Source organism: Methanococcus maripaludis (assembly GCF_002945325.1).
Lineage (GTDB): Archaea > AGJL01 > Methanococci > Methanococcales > Methanococcaceae > Methanococcus > Methanococcus maripaludis.
The window spans coordinates 710,137-728,631 of sequence record NZ_CP026606.1 but is presented as its reverse complement, the minus strand read 5'-3'; the positions used below and the strand labels follow the sequence as shown (position 1 = coordinate 728,631).

At 33.2% G+C, this 18,495-nt stretch carries 17 protein-coding genes; 13 read left to right on the top strand and 4 right to left on the bottom strand.

Annotated features, from left to right (window positions below; all coding sequences use genetic code 11):
- The first annotated feature begins 20 nt into the window (after positions 1–20).
- Complete coding sequence (gene hypE, locus MMJJ_RS03895) at positions 21–1,025, top strand: hydrogenase expression/formation protein HypE (protein ID WP_104837769.1); 1,005 nt, start codon at positions 21–23, stop codon at positions 1,023–1,025.
- A 250-nt stretch (positions 1,026–1,275) separates the two neighbouring features.
- The gene (locus MMJJ_RS03890) at positions 1,276–4,053 is read left to right on the top strand and encodes a NosD domain-containing protein (RefSeq protein ID WP_104837768.1); all 2,778 of its coding nucleotides are present in this window, start codon (positions 1,276–1,278) and stop codon (positions 4,051–4,053) included.
- A gap of 24 nt (positions 4,054–4,077) precedes the next feature.
- Here the strand turns inward: MMJJ_RS03890 and MMJJ_RS03885 are convergent, their stop codons facing one another.
- On the bottom strand, positions 4,078–5,112 hold the full coding sequence (locus tag MMJJ_RS03885; protein ID WP_104837767.1) for a tetratricopeptide repeat protein: 1,035 nt from the start codon (positions 5,110–5,112) through the stop codon (positions 4,078–4,080).
- Between the two features lie 129 nt (positions 5,113–5,241).
- Positions 5,242–6,384, bottom strand: coding sequence for a TraB/GumN family protein (locus MMJJ_RS03880; protein WP_104837766.1), 1,143 nt, complete (start codon positions 6,382–6,384; stop codon positions 5,242–5,244).
- 75 nt (positions 6,385–6,459) lie between these two features.
- Here MMJJ_RS03880 and MMJJ_RS03875 point away from each other — a divergent pair, with 75 nt between their 5' ends.
- From MMJJ_RS03875 to MMJJ_RS03860, 4 genes are read left to right on the top strand one after another with little or no spacing between them, the layout of a single operon-like run.
- A complete protein-coding gene (locus MMJJ_RS03875; RefSeq protein ID WP_104837765.1) occupies positions 6,460–6,921 on the top strand; it encodes a CBS domain-containing protein in 462 nt (153 codons plus the stop codon).
- Between the two features lie 12 nt (positions 6,922–6,933).
- Positions 6,934–7,911, top strand: coding sequence for a beta-ribofuranosylaminobenzene 5'-phosphate synthase (locus MMJJ_RS03870; protein ID WP_104837764.1), 978 nt, complete (start codon positions 6,934–6,936; stop codon positions 7,909–7,911).
- 20 nt (positions 7,912–7,931) lie between these two features.
- Positions 7,932–8,321 (top strand): phosphoribosyl-AMP cyclohydrolase, encoded by a 390-nt coding sequence (gene hisI, locus MMJJ_RS03865; protein ID WP_104837763.1) that lies wholly within the window; start codon positions 7,932–7,934, stop codon positions 8,319–8,321.
- 60 nt (positions 8,322–8,381) lie between these two features.
- Positions 8,382–10,274, top strand: a complete 1,893-nt coding sequence (locus MMJJ_RS03860; protein ID WP_104837762.1) for a PINc/VapC family ATPase — start codon at positions 8,382–8,384, stop codon at positions 10,272–10,274.
- 1 nt (position 10,275) lies between these two features.
- On the opposite strand, the gene purE is transcribed toward MMJJ_RS03860, so the two are convergent.
- Positions 10,276–10,752 carry a 5-(carboxyamino)imidazole ribonucleotide mutase gene (gene purE / locus MMJJ_RS03855; RefSeq protein ID WP_104837761.1) on the bottom strand — a complete coding sequence of 159 codons (477 nt, stop codon included), beginning with the start codon at positions 10,750–10,752 and terminating at the stop codon, positions 10,276–10,278.
- A gap of 199 nt (positions 10,753–10,951) precedes the next feature.
- On the opposite strand from purE, the gene MMJJ_RS03850 reads away from it, so the two are divergent.
- The 6 genes from MMJJ_RS03850 to MMJJ_RS03825 all read left to right on the top strand — a co-directional run bounded on the left by MMJJ_RS03850 (position 10,952) and on the right by MMJJ_RS03825 (position 16,740).
- A complete protein-coding gene (locus MMJJ_RS03850; RefSeq protein ID WP_104837760.1) occupies positions 10,952–11,371 on the top strand; it encodes a nucleoside-diphosphate kinase in 420 nt (139 codons plus the stop codon).
- Positions 11,372–11,530: 159 nt separating this feature from the next.
- On the top strand, positions 11,531–13,327 hold the full coding sequence (infB, locus tag MMJJ_RS03845; protein WP_011170228.1) for a translation initiation factor IF-2: 1,797 nt from the start codon (positions 11,531–11,533) through the stop codon (positions 13,325–13,327).
- Between the two features lie 134 nt (positions 13,328–13,461).
- A complete protein-coding gene (locus MMJJ_RS03840; RefSeq protein WP_104837759.1) occupies positions 13,462–14,922 on the top strand; it encodes a DHH family phosphoesterase in 1,461 nt (486 codons plus the stop codon).
- Between the two features lie 9 nt (positions 14,923–14,931).
- Complete coding sequence (locus tag MMJJ_RS03835; protein ID WP_011170230.1) at positions 14,932–15,162, top strand: DUF504 domain-containing protein; 231 nt, start codon at positions 14,932–14,934, stop codon at positions 15,160–15,162.
- A gap of 5 nt (positions 15,163–15,167) precedes the next feature.
- Positions 15,168–15,962: a CBS domain-containing ParB/RepB/Spo0J family partition protein gene (locus tag MMJJ_RS03830; protein ID WP_104837758.1), complete on the top strand. Its 795-nt coding sequence runs from the start codon at positions 15,168–15,170 to the stop codon at positions 15,960–15,962.
- 37 nt (positions 15,963–15,999) lie between these two features.
- Entirely contained in the window at positions 16,000–16,740 is a 741-nt protein-coding gene (locus MMJJ_RS03825) for a heparan-alpha-glucosaminide N-acetyltransferase (protein WP_104837757.1), read from the top strand.
- A gap of 25 nt (positions 16,741–16,765) precedes the next feature.
- Here the strand turns inward: MMJJ_RS03825 and hypD are convergent, their stop codons facing one another.
- Entirely contained in the window at positions 16,766–17,848 is a 1,083-nt protein-coding gene (gene hypD / locus MMJJ_RS03820; RefSeq protein ID WP_104837756.1) for a hydrogenase formation protein HypD, read from the bottom strand.
- Positions 17,849–18,093: 245 nt separating this feature from the next.
- On the opposite strand from hypD, the gene MMJJ_RS03815 reads away from it, so the two are divergent.
- Entirely contained in the window at positions 18,094–18,474 is a 381-nt protein-coding gene (locus MMJJ_RS03815) for a nascent polypeptide-associated complex protein (RefSeq protein ID WP_104837755.1), read from the top strand.
- Positions 18,475–18,495: the final 21 nt, after the last annotated feature.

Sequence of the window (18,495 nt, the reverse complement as noted above, 5' to 3'; positions counted from 1 at the left end):
TTAAATTTGGAGTTGATCGCATGAATATTACACGAATGCATGGTGCTGGCGGAACCGTAATGCAAAAGTTAATTAAGGAAACAATACTCGGTAACTTAGAAAATACGAAGATTGAAGGAGGAATTGGTCTTGAATCTCTTGATGATGCTTCAACCATACCTATTGGGGATAAAGAAATAGTTTTCACTGTTGATGGACACACTGTACATCCAATATTTTTTCCAGGCGGCGATATCGGGAGAATTTCCGTATGCGGAACTGTAAATGATCTTTCAGTAATGGGGGCAAAACCTGTTGCACTTTCTCTTTCAATAGTACTTCCAGAAGGCTTTGATATTGAAAAACTTGATAAAATAATGAAATCAATAAATGAAGCCTGCAAAGAAGCAGGTGTTGCAATAATTACAGGGGATACAAAAGTTTCAAATGTTGATGATATCATCATTTCATCTGCAGGTATCGGAATTGTTGATTCTGGCAAAGCTGTAAGGGATTGCGGAATGAAAGAAGGAGATGTAATAATCGTTAGCGGAAATATCGGGGAACACGGTCTTACAATACTTCTTTCAAGAGAAGGATTTGAATTTGAATCAGAATTAAAATCGGACGTAGCTCCAGTAAACGGGCTTGTTCAAAGCGTTTTAAATGCAGGTTTTGAAATTAATGGAATGAAAGACCCGACAAGAGGCGGTCTTGCAGATTCTTTAAATGAGATGGCAGAAAAAAGTGATTTAGGAATATTAATCTACGAAGACAAAATCCCTATAAGCGATGAAGTTCAGGCCATTGGTGAAGCGCTTGGAATCGACCCGTTAACTGTTGCAAATGAAGGAAAAGTTGTAATGTCTGTAAAAGCAGAAGATTCAGAAAAAATACTTGAAATTTTAAAGGCACATCCGCTTGGAAAAAACGCTAAAATTATTGGAAATGTAACGTCTGAACACAAAGGCGTTTTAATGGAAACAATTGTCGGAAAAAGGATAGTTGATACGCCAATGGGCGATCCAATCCCTAGAGTCTGCTAAAATTTTTGAAATACTTAAATTTACTTTTTTATATTTAATTATATTTAAAATTCGGCTTTTTTCAAACCCCTAAATGATTATTCTTTTATCACACGATTAATTCTATATTTTTGGTTTAATCTATTTTATGGGGGAAATTAATCCTTTATTTAAACAATAAGCTATAATAATAGCGTTTTAGAAAGTTATAATTGTAAGGGTTATATTGAATTTGGGGAATTCAATATACGATTTTGAAGAGGGGGTTTTAATGAAAATTTTCAAGGTATTTCTGGTAATGGTAATATTGGGGGCCATTTCAGGAGTATGTGCGGAAGATACTACAATATATGTAAATAATACTCACTACTGGTATCAAAGTGGTGCATTTTTCGAATCAAATAATTCTATTCAGGATGCAATAGAAAATGTTCCCGAAAATGGGATAGTTGAGGTAACTACTGATTTAAAAGTTTCAAATGGTATTGAAATTAATAAAAGTAATATTATAATTGATTTAAAAGGAAATAAGCTTTCAGGAAATTATGAAGGAAGAGGAATATCAATATCTGGAAATAACGTAAGTTTAAAAAATGGGATAGTTTCGAATTTTGATTACGGAATAGTTCTTGAAAATGCAGAAAACTGTAAAATTTCAAACAACGAAGTGTTTGGGAATACCTATGACGGAATTTACATACTCAACTCAAAAAATAACGATATTTCCGAAAATTTAGTTTATGAAAATGGGGTTATCGGCATCGTTACTTCAGGAATATTTTTAGATGGGTCTGAATTTAACAATATTACTAAAAATACGGTAAATAATAACATTTACAATGGAATCGAGTTATTAAATTCAAAAAATAACCTTATTTCGGGAAATACCGTTTTTGAAAACGAAGATAATGGAGTTTTTGTTTGGGATTCAAAAAATAATTCGATAATATTTAATGAACTCTATCAAAATGAGAATAACGGAATTTTAACAAGAGAATCTGAGTTCAATAATATTGAAAGCAATAATATCTTTGAAAACGATGATTCTGGAATTTATTCATGGAAATCTTTTGAAAATACCATATCTAAGAATAAAATTTCTAAAAATTCCGAGGGAATAATCTTGTGGAATTCTGATTTAAACGTGCTTTTTAAAAATAGATTATTAAATAACGTAAAATCAGGAATTTTTATGGAATTTGGTACGAAATATAATACTATCTACGATAACTTGTTTAATAATTCTTTAAACGTGCGTTTTGAAGATTCAGGTGAAAATTACTGGAATGCTCCCATTATAAATGAAAGTAATATACTTGAAGGGGAATTTACCGCAGGAAATGTTTGGTACACTCCTGAAGGTACGGGATTCAGTCAAAAAGCAATGAATCAGGATTCTAATGGGGACACACTTTCCGAAACGTATTATGAACTTAATTCTGAGAATATTGACAATATCCCATTAGCACCTGACAGTGTACCTCCTGTCGTAAGCATTGTTTCTCCTAGAGAAAATGCTTTCTTTGGTGAAAATGAAACCATATTAGTTGACGTTTCAGTAACCGACAACTCAGAAATTCACTCTGTAATGCTCGAGGTGGATAATAGCTACAAAGAAATAATGGTGCAAAACGGAACTACCTATTCCAAATCTTTAGATAATTTGGACTACGGGGCACACACGATTAAAATATATGCAAAAGATGCTGTTGGAAATGTAAATTCCTTCGAATCAAGGGTATTTTCAATATCAACTCCAGATTCAACGCCTCCTGAAGTTAAAATTATTTCCCCAGTTTCAAAATCTTATGCAGAGGGTTCCGAAGTTTCGATAAAAGTTAAAATCACTGACGAATCCGACATATATTCAGCTTATGCAAAAATCGATGACTATACTGTAGATTTAATCGAAAGTAACGGGTATTATATAAATATTCTTGATAATTTAGAATGGGGCGCACACACTTTATGGATAATTGTAACAGATGCTGCTGGAAACTCAAATTATAACGAAAAAGTCACTTTCGACGTAAATGAAGGCGATATCACCCCTCCTGAAGTTGAAATAATAGAACCTGAAATCGGGGATTCTTTTGAAGAAAATGTTTCGGTTAAGGTTTCAGCAACAGATGATTCAGGAATAGATTCTGTAAAAGTAATGCTTGATGAAAAAGTAAGTTTCACGCTGACTAAAAGTTCAAATTACTATACTGGAACATTAACAGATCTTTCGTACGGGATACACACGTTGAGGGTTTATGCAGAGGATAATGAGGAAAACATAAATTCTGATGAAGTTATTCAGTTTGAAATAGATGTTCCAGATTATTCATATACAAAACCAATAACTGATGATACCCAAGAACCTGCAGAAACTTCAAATCCTGAAAACAAAACAACAGATACTCCATTAAACAATGAAACTGGTGAAATTACGCCGAATGAATCAGAAAATGAATCAAATGGGGAAATAGAAAACAATACTGATGAATCACAAAATAACGAAACACAAAATAATACAGATGCAGAAGATGAGGGCAATATTTCAGATAATCCTTCAGAAAATGATTCTCCTTTAGAACCAGAAGATTCAGGCAGTGCTGACTCAGGAGATACCTCTGACACTGAACCTGACAATAACGATGAAGGTGCTGAAGATTCAGGAGATAATCCTTCAGAAACGGGAGAGGCTACTGGAGATGAATCTTCAGAAACTTCTCCAGATGATGAAACACAAAGTAACGATGAAACGGGTGAATCAGAAACTTCAGATGATGAACAATCAGAAACTCCTTCGGAAACCGAGGATATTACTGGAGATGAATCTTCAGAAACTTCTTCTGGCGATAATTCAGATACAACCTCAGATGATAATCCGGGAGGGGAATCAGAAAGTAATTCCGAAACAGAAGATTCAGAAACTTCAGACGATGAACCATCAGATAGTTCTTCCGAATCAGAAAGTAATTCGGATACTTCTTCAGAAGACAATTCTGGCAGTGAAACCAGCGATAGTTCCCCAGATGAATCAGAAAATCCAGTTGCTTAAAAATTTAATAAATTAAAAAAAGAATTAAATTATTTTTTCTACAATATCTATATTTTCTTTAGCATTTTCATTTTCAGGGTCAAGTTCAAGGGCTTTTTTATAACAAGAAATTGAAAATTCATAGTCTTTTAACCCAACGTATGAATTTCCTTTTAAGATCCAAATTTGTACATTTTTTGGATCAAGCTGAATTGCCAAATCAAAATTTGATATTGCACTACTATAATTTTTCATTTTATCAAAACAAATTCCTTTATTTATCAAAACGTCTGCATTCGAGGGATTTATTTCCAATGTTTCATCGTAATATTTTAAAGCATCTTCAAAGTTTTCAGTATCTCGATAAGCATCTGCTTTGTAGTATGGGGGATATTCGCTTTTTGGATTGATAGTTTCTGCAGTATTAAAACATTCTATTGCGCTTTCGTAGTTCTGCAGTTTTAAATATGAATTTCCTTTTCCAAGCAGTGCAGTTTCCATTTTTTCATCAATTAACAGAGCTTTATTATATGAATCAATGGATTCTTGATATTTTCCGAGTTTAAACTGCGATTCTCCCTTATTGTACCAAACGTCTGAATTTTTTGCATTAATTGAGATTGATCTATCAAAACATTCAATAGCTTCTGAGTACCTTTGCATGTTAGTTAATGTAATTCCCTTATTGTTCCAGGCTTCTGAATTTTCAGAATCGATATTTAACGATTTATCGTACATTTCAAGGGCTTTTTGGTAATTGCCGGTTTTTGAAAGTACTGTCCCTAATCCATTAAATGCTTCTGAATTTTCAGAATCAATTAAAAGAGCTTTATTAAAACATTCTGTAGATTCGCCATATATTCCAAGTTTTAAAAGCGAATTTCCTTTATTCACCCAAATTTCAGCAGATTTTGGGTTTTCTAAAAGTGCGAGGTTATATTCAGATATTGAATCGACATAATTGCCTTGATTGTACAATTCAAGACCTTTATCGTTATAAGATTTTGATTTTTGATCTCCAATACATCCTGCCATTAAAAGTACTAAAATTACGGTCAAAAAAACGACGATTTTTCGCATGCCTGTTCACCACTCCGCGGATTTGAGCGTTAATTGGGCTTTTATATATTAATGCCAAAATAAATAGTTTGGGTATTTTATTTTTAAAAAAGCTATTAAAAAAATAGATTTCTGGAAAATACAAACGCATTATAAAAATCTAGGTACAAAATAAAAAGTTCCAATTGCGCTTCCAAGGTTTGCAAGTGCTGCGACTAATAGAACTCTCATCGCTTGATTTTCCATTAATTCTTTAAAATTTTCGGTATTCATCATTTTTCCAATATCATTGAAGGAAACGTCCCTGAATTTAAGTTCTACTAATCCTGCAACGTATCCTGCACCAATTACTGGAATTAACGAGGTAACAGGTGCCGCTAAAAATGCTGCAATCATCGTCTGGATCTTTCCGCGTGCTAAAATGACGCCCAATGAGGAAAGACAGCCATTTATAAGCACCCATTCCATTGTAAGAGTTTTTAATGCTTCAAGATTTGACGATGCGGCGTAAAATCCGTAAAATATAATTAAAAGTATTGCAATAGAAATTATTTTACCTAAAATATTTGACTTTTTTTTTACTTCCAGTAATGATTTTAAGTCAATATCTTCCCCCATTTCCATTTTTTTGAGGTAGTTTTTAATTCCAGGAACGTGGCCTGCGCCAACTACTGCAACGATATTTTCTTTTCCTTTGCTCGCCTCAAAGAGATTTTTTGCCATATATCTATCTCTTTCATCAACAAGCGTTTCATAAATTGACGGGGAAATATCTTTTAAAAGTAAAATTAAGTCATCGGCATTTGAAACCATGTCATTAACTGCTTTTTCATCTAATTCCAAGTTCTGTTCGGTTAAAAGGCCCATCAAAAAGTCAAATTTTTCTTTAAGTGTCATTTTATTAACTGTTCTTGATAAGGTAACATTAATTGGTCTATCAATTAGTGAAATTGGTTTTCCGTGTTGTATCGCAAGGTCGGTGGCTTTTTTCATTTCACTTCCAGGTTTTATCCCAAACTGTTCCCCAATGTTTTTTTGGAAGTTTGCTAAGATGGAGTGCACTATGTAAATTCCTACTTTACCCTGTTTTATGACTGATTTTAAATCCACGTTATTTTTTTTATTTTGAAACATGGCTACAAATCGGTCTTTATCTAATTCAATAGCTACTACTTCTGGATCAGTTTCGATAATGGCGTTTTCTACTTCCATAACACTATCGTCAGATACGTGAGCTGTTCCTACCAATCTGATGTTGCATTCTGTAACGCCATTGTTAACCCTTATATACATTTTACCACCAATATATCTAGTAGCTATATCAATCATGGATTATATATATTTGTTGATAAATAATCTGGTGGAAGAATGATTTTTGTTAAAGATGTAATGAAAAGGCCAATAACACTGAATAAAGACGATGATATCGAAAAAGCAATATCAACATTCAGGGAAAATAAAATAAGTGGTGCACCTGTTGTTGAAGGCGAAAAACTGGTCGGAATCTTATCCGAAAGTGATATTATTAAGGCGTTAACTTCACATGACGATAGGTTTAGTTTAGTGCTTCCATCTCCTTTTGATTTAATTGAGTTACCGTTAAAAACTGCGATAAAAATTGAAGAATTTAAGGGAGACATGGAAAATGCATTAAGAACAGAAGTTTTTGAAGCAATGTCTGAAAAAGTAGTCAGTGTATCTTCAGAAACCCCGATAACGAATGCAGCAGAAGTAATGGTAAAAAATAAAATAAAAAGATTACCTGTAGTTGAAGGCGAGAAATTGGTTGGGATTGTAACAAGGGGCGACTTGATAGAGGCAATGATTTAAAGGTGAAGTTTAATGAAGTTGAATTCTCCTTCCAGAATACATATGGGATTAATTGATTTAAACGGAGAAATTGGAAGGGTTGATGGTGGAGTGGGAGTTGCTCTGGATTACCCTAATTTTCAAATTGAAGGAAAAGAAAGTAGCGAGATAGAAATAGATTTTAGAATTGAAATTTATGAGAAAGATAAAGAAAATTTGGAATCAAGAATTAAAAATGCGGCGAAAAATGTTTTAGATGTTATTGGGGAAAGTGGAATAAGTTTAAAAGTAAATGACGCGATTTTATCCCATTCTGGACTTGGAAGTGGAACACAAGTTTCACTTTCTACTGGAAAAATTACTTCATTAGTTTATGGCGTAGATTTAAACGCAGAAACACTGGCAAAAATTACTGGAAGGGGCGGAACTTCAGGAATTGGTGTGGCAGCTTTTGAAACTGGCGGATTCATTGTTGATGGGGGCCATACTTTTGGTGAAGGAAAAGATAAAATTGATTTTAGGCCTTCCTCAGCATCAAAGGATGTAAAACCCTCTCCTGTACTATTCCGACACGATTTTGACTGGGATATTGTTTTAACAATTCCAAAAGGAGAACAGGTCTGTGGAGACAGGGAAGTTGACATATTTAGAAAATTCTGTCCAGTTCCAACCGAAGACGTTCAAAAAATATGCAGGCTAGTTTTAATGAAAATGATGCCCGCAGTTATCGAAAAAGACTTTGATTCATTTGGAAAAGTTGTAAATGAACTTCAAAATTTAGGATTCAAACGTGCAGAAGTTGGACTTCAAAAAGAAAGTTTAAAAGGATTATTATCAAAGCTTCAAGAAGTTTCATACAGTGGAATTTCAAGTTTTGGTCCAACAATTTATTCTTTAGGGGATAAAGATACAATAACTGAAATTTCCAATGAATTTTTCGATAAATTTGGAATTGAAGGCGAGATTATATCTACAAAAGCAAATAATTCAGGATATGAAATAATAAAATAGTTAAAACATCTGTGGAAAAAATGGACAAAAATATAAAAGAAATTATAAAAAATATGGATTTGAAATTTAGAAATATCGACGGAAAAAAGCTGTTGATGGCAATTTCGACAGATAAACAAAAAAATGTTTTAATGACTGCATTTATGAGCGAAGAATCATTAGAAAAATCAATTGAAACAGGATATATGCACTACTACTCTACAAGCAGGGATAAAATCTGGAAAAAGGGCGAAGAAAGCAAAAACGTCCAAAAAATAATAGATGTATATCGGGATTGTGACGGAGATGCACTTCTTTTCACGGTTGAACAGACCGGATGGGCCTGTCATGAAGGATATATGTCGTGTTTTCACAACAAGATTGATTTAAATACTGGAGATTCTACCGTTATTGGGACTAAATTAGATTAATATTTAATTTAACTTATTTTTTAAATTTTAAATATTTTTTATCGTTTTTATGGTGAGACTATGTCTATCGAAGAGATTAATCAAAATTTAAATGAAAATAAAAAGTTTAAGGAATGTAAAATTACTGTAGACACCTGCGTGGTTATTGATGGTAGAATTACAGAATTAATACTTGACGGCAGAATTGAAAAATGTAAAATAATTGTTCCAGAAGCAGTAATTTCTGAATTAGAAGCGCAAGCAAATAAAGGGCGGGAAATTGGCTATTTTGGAATTGAAGAATTAAAAAAACTTGTAACTGTTGCAAAAGAAAATGAGATATTACTCGAGTATTATGGAGAAAGACCTTCAACCGGCGAAGTTTCGCTTGCAAGAGCAGGTGAAATAGATGCAATGATTAGAAAAGTTGCAAAAGATACAGATTCGATACTTTTTACAAGTGACAAAATCCAGTACAATCTGGCAATTGCTCAAAATATCAGTGCACATTTCTTAAAAGTTCATGAAGAAAAGGTAGATTTAAAATTAATTGAATATTTTGATGAAATTACAAGTTCAGTTCACTTAAAAGAAAACTGTTTACCCTATGTTAAAAAAGGAAGACCTGGAAAAGTTAGACTGATTCCATTTGCTGACGAAATAATGAATAGAACTGAAATAAAAGTAATAATCGACAATATTTTAAAATATACTGAGCAAAATCACGGACTTGTAGAAATTGAACGAAGGGGAGCAACTGTAATTCAGCTTGGAAATTTAAGGATTTCTATTGCAAGACCTCCTTTCTCAGAAGCTTTAGAAGTTACTGCAGTTAGGCCAATTACAAAAGTTTCTTTGGAAGATTACAACCTTTCTGAAGACTTAAAAGTACGATTGGATAGTGCAGAAGGTATTTTTGTTTCAGGAGCTCCCGGAAGCGGTAAATCTACATTCGTTTCAGCACTTGCTGAAAGATACAAAAATATGGATAAAATCGTAAAAACAATGGAAAGTCCACGTGATTTGCAAGTTGATGAGGAAATTACGCAGTACGCACCGCTTGAAGGAAGCATGGAAAAAACTTGCGATATTTTACTTTTGGTAAGGCCCGACTACACGATATACGATGAAGTTCGTAAAACAAAGGATTTTGAGATTTTTGCGGACATGAGGATGGCCGGAGTTGGAATGGTTGGTGTAGTTCACGCTTCAAAAGCAATAGATTCAATTCAAAGGCTTATTGGAAGAGTTGAACTTGGAATAATTCCACAAATTGTTGATACTGTAGTTTTTATTGAAAATGGTAAGATTGGAAAAGTCTATGAAGTGGAATTTAATGTTAAAGTTCCGCATGGAATGAAAGAAGCAGACCTTGCAAGACCTGTAATTGAAGTAGTCGACTTTTTAACAAAAACCCCCGAATATGAAATATATACCTACGGGGAACAAGTTGTAGTAATGCCGATAAAAGAAACTACTGAATCAAGAGGGGCTGTTTTAGCATACGCAGAAGAAAAAATTTCAGAAGTTTTGAAAAAACACCTTCCAAAAAAATCAAGGCCGGATATTAGGGTTGTAAACAAAGATACTGTTGAAGTAAAAGTTTTAGAAAAGTTCATTCCTGCAATAATTGGAAAAGGCGGAAAAGAAATCTCGAAACTCGAAGAAATAACTGGTTTAAGAATAAGTGTCGGGGAAAAAGATGAATTCGTAGAAAATGAAAAAGATTTTGAAACTTACGAATTTATAAATGATTATGAATCAACAAAACTGAGTCAAACTGGAAAACACGTTATTGTTGAACTTGGAGAAGATTATATCGGTGCAAATATTAAGATTTACATTGATGGGGAGTACGCGTGCACTGCAACAGTCAGTTCAAACGGTACGGTAAATATCAGTAAAAAAACTGCAATCGGAAAAGATCTGGCAAGCGCCATGAAAAAAGGAAAAGATATTTACGTAGAATTTTAATTTAGTTTTTAAAAAGTGAAGAAACTTCTAAATCATCTGAAAATATTTTTTCTTTCTGATTTTCTCTAAATTCAGCTAATTTTTTTTCAATTCTTTCATCAGAAATGGAGAGCATTTCAGCAGCTAAAATTGCGGCATTTTCCCCCCTATCAATTCCAACACAAGCTGCAGGAATTCCTGGAGGCATCTGAACAGCGCTTAAAAGTGCATCGAGTCCATCCAGTTTACTTTCAACAGGGACTGCAATAACAGGTTTTGTAGTCATTGCTGCAACAACTCCTGGTAAATGCGCTGCAAGTCCTGCAATTGCGATAAATACTTTTGATTTTGAATTTTTAACAATTTTTTCGACTAATTCGGGGGTTCTGTGTGCTGAAGCCACTCTTACCTCATAATCAATTTCAAATTCTTTTAAAATAGAAACTGCCTTTTCTGCAATTTTTACATCGCTTTTACTTCCCATAATTATCGTTATCACTTAATCACCGTTTTATTTTTAACGATCTAAATAAAATTAATCAATGGTTTTTACATATGATGTTTTTATCTTTTATTTTAATATTTCTAATCTTAAATTTTAGTTTTTATAAATAATTAGTATACTTTTAACTACAACCAAAATAAATAATACTTTAAGAAAATTAAAATTAAAATAAAATTAAAAATCGGGGGATAATATGGTCTGTGAAAACGAAGTGGAAAGAACATTTGTGGCATTAAAGCCGGATACCGTTGAAAGAAAGCTTGTTGGACGGGTAATTCAAAGATTTGAAGATAGGGGATTTGAAATCGTTGAAATGAGAATGCTGACTCTCACTGGAAAAATGGCAGAAGAATATTACGGTGAACACAAAGGAAAAGAGTTTTACGAAATATTGATAAAGTTCATGACTTCGGGCAGAATAGTTGCAATGGTTATTAAAGGAGAGCGCGCAATTTCAACTGTTAGGAAAATGCTTGGAAATACTTGTCCGTGCGATGCAGAACCTGGAACTATTCGCGGAGATTTTGGACTATACACTCCTGCAAATATAATTCATGCGTCAGACAGTTTAGAAAGTGCAGAACGTGAAATAGATTTATTTTTTGGAATATAATTTTTAAATAACAGTATTTAACCATTTTTTATTTTCAAGTTTGTTAGTAAACTATATAATATTTAGATTACTAACTTCTGTTTCGGATTTTTATCAACTTTATAATTTGTACTTGGATGAAACACAGATTTTAGAAATTAATATTAACTGGTGATTTTTATGGCATTAAGATGTCCGATTGTGAGTGTTCTCGGTCACGTTGATCACGGAAAAACTTCCCTTTTAGATAAAATTAGAAGAACAAGGGTTACTCAGAGAGAGGCTGGGGGAATCACTCAACATATCGGTGCAAGTGAAATACCGATAAATACCATAAAAAAAGTTTCAAAGGACCTTTTAGGATTATTTAAGGCAGATTTATCTATTCCTGGAATTTTGGTTATAGATACGCCAGGACACGAAGCATTTACTTCCCTTAGGAAAAGAGGGGGTGCTTTAGCAGACATTGCAATACTTGTTGTGGATATAAATGAAGGATTTAAACCTCAAACAATTGAAGCGATAAATATTTTGAAGCAGTGCAAAACACCTTTCGTAGTTGCTGCAAATAAAGTGGATAGGATTCCAGGTTGGAATTCAAGCGAAGGTCCATTTATTTTAAATTTCAACGAAAAAAATCAGCACCCAAATGCAATGACTGAGTTTGAAATAAGGCTCTATGAAAATGTTATAAAACACTTAAATGAACTTGGATTTGATGCAGATTTGTTTTCAAGAGTTAAAGATACTACAAAAACGATAAATGTGGTTCCAGTATCTGCAATGACTGGCGAAGGAGTTCCAGATTTACTTGTTATAATTTCAGGACTGGCACAGAGATTTTTAGAACAAAAACTGGCTTTAAACGTTGAAGGTTATGCAAAAGGTACAGTTTTGGAATTAAAAGAAGAAAAAGGGCTTGGAAAAACAATTGATGCAATAATTTACGATGGAATTGCAAAAACTGGCGATTTTTTAGTTGTTGGAAATCCTGACGGCGTTCTTGTATCAAAAATCAAGGCACTTTTAAAACCAAAAGAACTCGACGAAATGAGGGATCCAAAAGATAAATTCAAGCCTTCAAAACAGATTTCTGCGGCAACAGGTGTTAAAATATCTGCACCTGATTTGGATAGTGTTATTGCAGGAAGCCCTTTAAGAATTGTTCCAAAAAATCAGGTTGAAGCTGCAAAAGAAGAAGTTCTTGAAGAAGTTGAAGAATTTACAATTCTAACAGATGACGAAGGAATAATCATTAAAGCAGATACTATGGGTTCATTGGAAGCTCTTGCAAATGAACTTCGAAAAGTAAATGCCAAAATCAAAAAAGCAGAAGTTGGGGACATCTCTAAAAAAGATGTTATCGAAGCTTCATCATATGCTTCAACGAATCCTTTAAACGGGCTTATTATTTCATTTAACACAAAAGTATTGGCCGATGCAAAAGCAGAAATCGAAAAATCAGACGTTAAATTGCTTGAAGGAAAAATTATCTATAAATTAGTCGAAGAACACGAAGAATGGACAAAAGAAATGGAAGAATTAATGAAATCTGATGAAATAAACAGATTGACAAAACCAGCAATGATTAAAATCCTTCCAAACTGTATCTTTAGACAGAAAGAGCCTGCAGTATGTGGTGTTGAAGTATTATATGGTACTTTAAAAATTGGAAGTCCTATAATGTCTGAAGATGGAAAAAAACTCGGATATGTTAAGGAAATGAGGGACAACCAGCAGGAAAATATAAAAGAAGCAAAAGTTGGTATGCAGGTTCCTGTTTCAATCGATGGAAATATAGTTCTTGGTAGAAATGCAAAAGAAAACGATATACTCTATGTCGAAGTACCAGAACCCGAAGCAAGGAAATTACACCACGAATTCAAGGATGAATTGAGGGGTGATGAAAAAGAAGCTCTTTCAAGATACATGGAATTGAAACAGAAGATCGAAAATAACATATTTTGGGGAATGTAGTCCATTAAACCGCATTTATACAAATGACGAAACATCAACAATATATACTCATTACGTTAAATGTAGTTATGGACTACTATTCGGAATTTTCAAATTTAACTTAACTTAATAATTTTCTCTTTCGGAGGCATAACATGATTTTAGTCATAGGCTATGGTTCTTTAGGGCGTAAGGTTGTGAATAACGCTAAAAATATTGATAAAGTAACCGTAATAGATAAAAATGAAGCTGTTTTCGAATCTCTTGAAAATGGAGATTTCAATTATGTAATTGGTGATGCTTCCGAATTAGATGTTTTAGAAAGAGCTAAAGTAAAAGAGGCAGATACGCTTTTAGTTCTCACAAACGATTACGAATTAAACAGGAAAATTGTAGAAATAACTTCAGAACTAAATTCAAAAGCTTATATCATTGCAAGGGGCATAATAAAATACCCTGAATTATACAACGGTTTAGACATAAATAAAATTATATATCCTCTTGAAAGTGCAGCAAAAGATGCGGTAAACGAAATAGAAAAATCAAAATTGAGGAGAAAATTAGCTGAATTAAAAGAAGTTGCAAATAACGCTAAAAAGTCTTTTAACGAACATTACTCCGAAAAAGAAGACGAAACACAGGAAAACCACAAAGCTCCTTTTTTAATATTGATGCACAGAAACCCCGACCCAGATGCAATGGCAAGTGCAATGGCATTGAAAACTATTTTTGATAAATGGGGGGTTAATTCTGAGATTGCTTATGGCGGAAAAATAGGTTATGATGAAAATAAAGCCATGGTAAACTTATTAAGTATAAAATTAAACCAGATTGATGATATAAATTTATCTCGGTACTGTTCTATTGCAGTAGTTGATTCATCCAGCGCAAAAACTCTTCCAATTGATATTGAAGGTTCAAAATTGGCTGTAATAATCGACCACCACAATGACAGCGATATTGTTGCAAAGTACATGGATATAATGCCTGAAATCGGTGCAACAGCTACTATTTTAACCAATTATTTGCTGGGGCTCGATATAACTCCGAATAGGGATTTGGCAACTGCATTATACTATGCGATAACCTCAGATACAAACTATTTCAAGAGAAAAACGTCTAAAAAAGATTTCGAAGCTGCAAGTTATTTACAGGGTTTAATGGATCCAAAAGTTTTGGAAATGATCGAAAATCCAGAAATGGATACAGAAACCATGGAAATCCTTGGAAAAGCGATAATGAATAGAAAAATCATAAAAGGAAATCTTGCACTTTCATATGTCGGAACATTAAAAAATAGAGATGCCCTACCAAGAGCGGCAGAGTTTTTGCTTAAAATGGAAGGAATAAGCACGACTTATATTTTTGGAATTGCTGAAAATGAAATCCATATAAGTTCAAGGACAAAAGATTTGAGAGTAGATGTCGGAAATATCATGAAAACCGCGTTTGGCGGGGGAGGCCATCAATCTTCCGCAGCAGCGAGTGTTGAACTTGGTATCTTCCAATCTGTTTCAGATAAACAGTCTTTGAGAAAACTCGTGGAAGAAGCAATTCAAGCGAAAATATTTGAAACCATGGGTATCGAAGAAGAAGAACCTGCTGGACAGGATTAAGTTGGTATAATGCTAAAAGAACTTATAAACAAGTTATTGTGGCATCCTGATTATAATCCTGAGGATTATATTATAAATTATCTACACCGGGGCGCAGAAAACGATGAAAAATCAGTCCCTCTGAAAAATATCGTTATTGAAGACTCTTTTCTTGTTTTTGACGAAACACACATTCCCTTTCACAGAATTTTGGAGATTGTGAATACAAAGACTGGGGAAATAATTTACAAAAAAAGGTAGGGATCATGGTATACGCAGAAGAGTACATGACAAAAAAAGTTCATTCTATAACCCCTGATGCTACGGTTTCAGACATAATAAAACTTGTAAAGGAAACTACCCACGATACATTTCCTGTTGTGGTAAATTCAAAAGTTAAGGGTATTGTTTCAGTTCACGACCTTATTGGTAAGGATGAATCGGATGAAGTAAGTGAATTCATGACTCCAAGAGATGACATGATCGTTACAAAGCCCCACACTAAAATAATGGATGTTGGAAGGATAATGTTTAGAACCGGATTTTCAAAACTTCCAATAGTTGATGAAAACAATAATATCCTTGGAATTATTACAAACACTGATGTAATAAGGTCGCAAATTGAAAAAACCACTCCAAAAAAGCTCAAAAAAATTGTAAATTCATATATAAATTTAGGTTACGAAGTAACTACAAAACGGGAAACTATCCAGATTGATGATTTAATCCCTACTCAGGCCAACGTTTACGAAGATGAACTTTATGGAAGGGCTTATGAATTAAAAAGGGGACTCGCTGAACCGATAATTGTTATAAAGACAAATGTAAATGAAAAATACATTTTGGTTGATGGCCACCACAGGGCGGTAGCAGCATGCCTTTCAAACATAAAAGAACTCGAAGCACATGTTTTAGAGATAAATACTGATAAAACGATGGGAATTGAAAAAACTGCCGAAAAACAGGGTTTGAAAAGTTTAAAAGATATTAAGATACTCGACGAAGAAAAAATGAACTGCAGTAGTGCATATAAACTCAGGGCAAATATCCTTGAGCTTTAAATTCTAATTATTAATTATTTAATTGGATGTTTGCAGCATGCAGAAAACCGGCCGATTTTTGGAGATTGATTTTTTCAGGGGACTTGCAATAATACTGATGGTTATTTCAAATTTTGTAACTGATTTAAAATATTTTTTAGGATACTCTGAATATCTTTTATTTTGGAGTTTTTTCGCTCTTTTTGTAGCATCCAGTTTTGTATTTATTTCAGGGGTTTCTTTTAATGTCAGTTTTTCAAAAAAAGTTGCTTCTCAAAATTTAACTTACAAATCTTACCTTGATCGTTTTTTAAAACTTTCTGTAATTGCAGTAGTTATAACTGCGGTTACTGCTTATTTTTTAACTTCTGGAACGATATATTTTGGAATTATGCACTTTTTGGCAATATCCGGTATTTTGGGAATTATATTTTACCGTTTTAAAAAATTAAATCTGTTTTTTTCAGTTATTTTTTTGATTCTAGGTGTTTTATTTAGCGAAGTTGTTTTAGATACCTATTGGTTACTTCCTCTTGGAATACTTCCAACTAACTTTTACACGCTTGATTATTTCCCGATTTTTCCGTGGTTTGGAGTATACTTACTTGGAATGAGCTTTTCAGAAAAATATTACAAAAATGGAGTTTCGAGACATTCATTTGAAATTTTTAAAAACAGATTTTTTAACAAAATATGTATTTTGGGGCAAAATACGCTAATAATTTATATAATCCACCAGCCAGTTCTGGTTGGAATTTTAATTTTAAAATACGGAATATTTTCAAAAATAGCACTGTAAAAAATAAAAAAAAGGAATATTGTATTTATCTAAATTTACTGTATTTGTAAAAGATTCTGCAAGTTCCTTCATCAGAAACCATGCAGCTTCCAACTGGATTCATCGGATCACAAGTTTTTCCAAAGAGTTTACAGTCGTGCGGAAGTTTTTCTCCCCTTAAAATTTCACTGCAAATACAGGCTTTGTTTATGGTTTCTTTAATGTCTGGAACATCAATATTTTCATGAACATCGTATTTTTTGAATTCTTCTCTTAATTTCATACCGCCGTCTTTAATGACTGGAAAGCCTCTCCATGCAACATCAGCGGGTTCAAAAATTTTATTCATAATTTTTTGAGCAATCACGTTTCCTTCTTCTCTTACTCCTCTCGTGTACTCATTTTCAACTTTTGCGTCACCATTTACGAGCTGTTTTAAAATCATCACGATTGAAGCCATTACATCAATTGGTTCAAAGCCAGCAACAACCATTGGTGCATGGTACGTCTTACAAGGGTCATAGTATGGTTTTAACCCCGTAATTGTTGAAACGTGGCCAGGACATATAAATCCATCTAAGTTAAGTGAAGTTCCACCGCCGAGTAAAAATCCCATTACTGGAGGGGTCTGCCTGTGTGAATTTAATATGTAGAAATTTTCAGGTTTGTTTAGTAATTCTGCGGCAGTTGTTGGAGCAGTAGTTTCAAATCCGATTGCAACAAATACTACCTTTTCATCCTGTTTTTTTGCAAGTTTTACCGCATCCCCAATTCCGTAAACGATTTTTACGTCTGCCCCTTCTGATTGAAGTTGCATTAATGATTTTTTACTTCCTGGGACCCTATACATGTCTCCTAACGTTGCAATAGTGTGGCCCTGTTCTGCAAGGTACATTGCTTTATCGATTTCTTTTTGTGTTGTAACGCACACAGGACATCCAGGTCCTGGAACTACTGTAATATTATCAGGTAAAACGTCTCTTATTCCATATTTACAGATTGTATGTTCGTGTGATCCACAAACGTGCATTATTTTTACTTCATCCAGTTTTTCAGAGAGTTTTTGGATTGTCTGAATAGATTTCTTAATTAATTCTTTATTATTGATGTTCATGAGTTTTGCATCCATACTATTCCTCTTCTGATTAAGATACCAAAATTATGACAGAGTACTATATAAAAATAGCATAGTGAATTTTTGTAAAAAACCCTAAATAATCTCTGATTAGCAACGAAAATTAATTAAAATATTCTGATTTATAAATCATGGTTTTGATTAACCGTAATTTCGATTTAATTTATTAATGTATTTATATCATGTTATCGAATTATAGTTATTCTAAACATATTCGAACTATTTATGAGGTGTTTATCATGTTTCCTGGCGGAGGAAAGTTCAATCCAAGAATGATGAAACAAATGCAGAAAATGATGAAAGATTTCGGAATGGATGCCGAAGATTTAAAAGCTGTCAAAGTTACAATCGAACTTGAAGACAAACTCTTGGTCTTTGAAAAGCCAAAAGTTCAGGTAATGGACATGCTTGGAAATAAAACTTATTCAATTACTGGAAAAGCTAAAAAAGTAGCAAAAGAAGAAGAAAAAATCGAAGATGTCGAAGTAAAAGTTGAAGTAACCGAAGAAGACATCGAAATGGTTTCAAGTCAGTGCGGAGTTTCAAAAGAAGAAGCTAAAAAAGCATTAGAAGAAGTTAATGGGGATTTAGCTGAAGCAATTTTAAAACTCGGAAACTAATTTTTAATTTTTTTAATTATT

What these genes read in the sequence shown, in the direction of transcription:
- hypE (WP_104837769.1), top strand. Translation starts at nt 21, where the DNA reads ATGAATATTACACGAATGCATGGTGCTGGCGGAACCGTAATGCAAAAG.
- MMJJ_RS03890 (WP_104837768.1), top strand. Translation starts at nt 1,276, where the DNA reads ATGAAAATTTTCAAGGTATTTCTGGTAATGGTAATATTGGGGGCCATT.
- MMJJ_RS03885 (WP_104837767.1), bottom strand. Translation starts at nt 5,112, where the DNA reads ATGCGAAAAATCGTCGTTTTTTTGACCGTAATTTTAGTACTTTTAATG.
- MMJJ_RS03880 (WP_104837766.1), bottom strand. Translation starts at nt 6,384, where the DNA reads ATGTATATAAGGGTTAACAATGGCGTTACAGAATGCAACATCAGATTG.
- MMJJ_RS03875 (WP_104837765.1), top strand. Translation starts at nt 6,460, where the DNA reads ATGATTTTTGTTAAAGATGTAATGAAAAGGCCAATAACACTGAATAAA.
- MMJJ_RS03870 (WP_104837764.1), top strand. Translation starts at nt 6,934, where the DNA reads ATGAAGTTGAATTCTCCTTCCAGAATACATATGGGATTAATTGATTTA.
- hisI (WP_104837763.1), top strand. Translation starts at nt 7,932, where the DNA reads ATGGACAAAAATATAAAAGAAATTATAAAAAATATGGATTTGAAATTT.
- MMJJ_RS03860 (WP_104837762.1), top strand. Translation starts at nt 8,382, where the DNA reads ATGTCTATCGAAGAGATTAATCAAAATTTAAATGAAAATAAAAAGTTT.
- MMJJ_RS03850 (WP_104837760.1), top strand. Translation starts at nt 10,952, where the DNA reads ATGGTCTGTGAAAACGAAGTGGAAAGAACATTTGTGGCATTAAAGCCG.
- infB (WP_011170228.1), top strand. Translation starts at nt 11,531, where the DNA reads ATGGCATTAAGATGTCCGATTGTGAGTGTTCTCGGTCACGTTGATCAC.
- MMJJ_RS03840 (WP_104837759.1), top strand. Translation starts at nt 13,462, where the DNA reads ATGATTTTAGTCATAGGCTATGGTTCTTTAGGGCGTAAGGTTGTGAAT.
- MMJJ_RS03835 (WP_011170230.1), top strand. Translation starts at nt 14,932, where the DNA reads ATGCTAAAAGAACTTATAAACAAGTTATTGTGGCATCCTGATTATAAT.
- MMJJ_RS03830 (WP_104837758.1), top strand. Translation starts at nt 15,168, where the DNA reads ATGGTATACGCAGAAGAGTACATGACAAAAAAAGTTCATTCTATAACC.
- MMJJ_RS03825 (WP_104837757.1), top strand. Translation starts at nt 16,000, where the DNA reads ATGCAGAAAACCGGCCGATTTTTGGAGATTGATTTTTTCAGGGGACTT.
- hypD (WP_104837756.1), bottom strand. Translation starts at nt 17,848, where the DNA reads ATGGATGCAAAACTCATGAACATCAATAATAAAGAATTAATTAAGAAA.
- MMJJ_RS03815 (WP_104837755.1), top strand. Translation starts at nt 18,094, where the DNA reads ATGTTTCCTGGCGGAGGAAAGTTCAATCCAAGAATGATGAAACAAATG.